The organism is Caldimonas taiwanensis NBRC 104434 (assembly GCF_001592165.1).
Lineage (GTDB): Bacteria > Pseudomonadota > Gammaproteobacteria > Burkholderiales > Burkholderiaceae_C > Caldimonas > Caldimonas manganoxidans.
Genome location: NZ_BCWK01000052.1, coordinates 1 through 2,380 on the forward strand (window position 1 = coordinate 1; position 2,380 = coordinate 2,380).

Here is a 2,380-nt window from a genome sequence, read left to right on the forward strand (position 1 = left end):
GCTCCTTGCCGCTTTTGCCACAAGAGTGGACTGTCGCTGCTGCTATTGCGTCCCAGCCCGCTGGCGCTGCACAGCGCGCTGCAGCCGCCGGGGGCGGCCCACACCCGTGTGGATCCGGAGCTGGTGGCGCCCTTCGTGCCTGAGGGGCTGACGCAAAGCCGCCCGGTGCTGCGCCTGCTGCGCGCCGGCTATGTGCACTTGTACATCCCCAAGACCGATCGGTGGTACAGCTGGCGCGTCACCCCCGAAGCCCACCTGCTGGGGCCAGATCACCCGGCCTTTGAGGTGCCCTCGGCCGACACCGTGTGCACCCGCCCCGAGCACAACCCTTCGGGATTCGGGTTGCTGTACATTCCACAGGCGCACGAACTCATCGGCCAATCCATCTGGTTGGCCTTCAGCGCCAACCTCTGGAGCGACAAGCTCAAGGCGCGCAACCGTGCCAATGCGCAAGCCATGGTGGAAGTGCGCCTGGGCTCGGCCACGGCGCCGGCCTTCAAGCCAGATGTGCACAATCTCAAACGCCAGCTGCTCGAATGCAACGTGCCGGCCTGGTATTTGCCGCAGATCGAAGCCAAGCTGCAGCCGACGTATCCCTTCCGCAGCCTGGCCAAGCCCCAGCAGATCGAGCACCTGGTCCAGACCCTGCGGCAAGCCGCCGCTGCGCACCCCAAGACCGCCGGTCACGAGCTGGCCGTGGTCCTGCCCGACCCGCTGGGCTATGCGGCTGAACTCAATGCCCTGCGCCTGGCGCGCCATGAGCTGACCAAGCAAGCGCTGGCGCAGCCCGAGCATGCCTACCCCATGGCCAGCCTGCACCTGCTCGAAGGCTTGCGCCAATCCATCATCGACGACATGGAGGCCCGCAGCAGGAAGCTGGAAGACCTGGTGATGAGCCGCGGGGCGTTCGAAGACATCATGCGTGTGCAACCCAACCCGCGCGGTTGGCCCGCCAACGCCCGCTGGGAGCCGCTGACCGAGCGGCAAGACATCTTGCGGTACGGCCCCGGCATGGGCCGGGTGGTGTTCCCTGATCGGGCCGAGCGCTGGGCCCTTGCTGCGGCGCAGCGCACTTGGCAGCGCTACCGCAAGTATGTGGACGAAGACCGCATCGAGCGCTGGAAGCAGCAGTTCGAGCAGACCATGCGCGTGACCCATGCACAGCCACAGGCGCGGCTGGAAGCCGACTGGATGACTGCGCTGCGATCAGCGCAGCTGCAGCGCTACTTGCGCCTGCACTTTGACGACCAAGACCCCAACGCCCTGGGCACCGCGCAGGACCACAGCCCGGGCGAAGCCTTTGCATGCGAAGTGGCCAGCGCCTGGACGCCGGCGCCGCTGAGCGATGACGCTGCGGTGAACGAGACCTACTGGGCCCAACTGCAAAAAGCCCCCACCGAGCCCGACGCCCATGTCTGGCACGCTCTGCTGGGCAACCAGGCGCAGCTCAAGCAAGAAGTGGCTCAGTATCTGCTGGAGCAACGCTCCGACAAGCTGCTCGACCTGGGTGCGGGCCTGTTCCTCGCTTTGGAGGAGGACATGCCGCTGCATCCGTACCTGGCGCGCTACAGCTGGTTGACGCGGCCGGGCTTCGTGGCGGCCTCACTGACCATCACCCAGTCCTGGGCCTCGCTGCTGGGCCTGGCGGGGCCGAGCGCGCCGCTGGTCGCGGCCTGGAGCGGGCAGATGAGCGCGCTGCGGCAGCGCCTGACGGCTGCGCTGATGGTGAGCCACACCGTGGCGCTGGCGGGCCACAGCGCCATGACCCAGACCGCCTTGCGCCGGCCGCTGCTGGTGGAGATCGAACTGAGTTTGGAGCAGGCCCAAGATCTCATGGCGCAGCGCCGCTCGGCCGGGGCCGATGCCCTGAGCCGCAGCCAACTCAAGCGCGCAGCCGCCGCCAATGGCCAGCGGCGCATCCGGCTGCGGCTGCTGACCGACACGCTGCAGGCGCGTCAAGCGGGCTTGAGCGCAGCCGAGCTGGCTGCCGCTGGCGCTGGGCGGCTGATTGGCGCCTCGGTCGCGCGGGGGACGGCTGCGCTGCGCGTCAACGAAGACCTGTTCGAGCGCCTGGTACGAGCCCAGACCCAATGGCACCACAAGGCCGTGGCCCTGGTCGACGAACTGGCCCGCGCCGTGCCCCTCACTGCCACCACGCTGGAAGGCATGGTCGGCCTGCTGGGGATGTGGATCAATGGGGCGGGGGTGCTTGATACCCTGAATCGATACAGCTCGACGGGTGACAAGTTGGACCTGTTCAACGCAGCCGACGCCATCTTCGGCCTCGTTGCCAGCGTGGCCCTGGTGGCCGAAGCGGCCTGGAGTGCCAGCCTGGCGCACCGTTTGGGCGAGCAAGCGGTCAAGCGAGCGGTGTCTGTGG

1 protein-coding gene is annotated in these 2,380 nt (G+C 68.0%); it reads left to right on the plus strand.

What is annotated here, in order from left to right:
- Positions 1–2,380: T6SS effector BTH_I2691 family protein (locus tag CTA01S_RS16775; protein WP_198150907.1), on the plus strand; the 2,380-nt coding region annotated here is incomplete at both ends.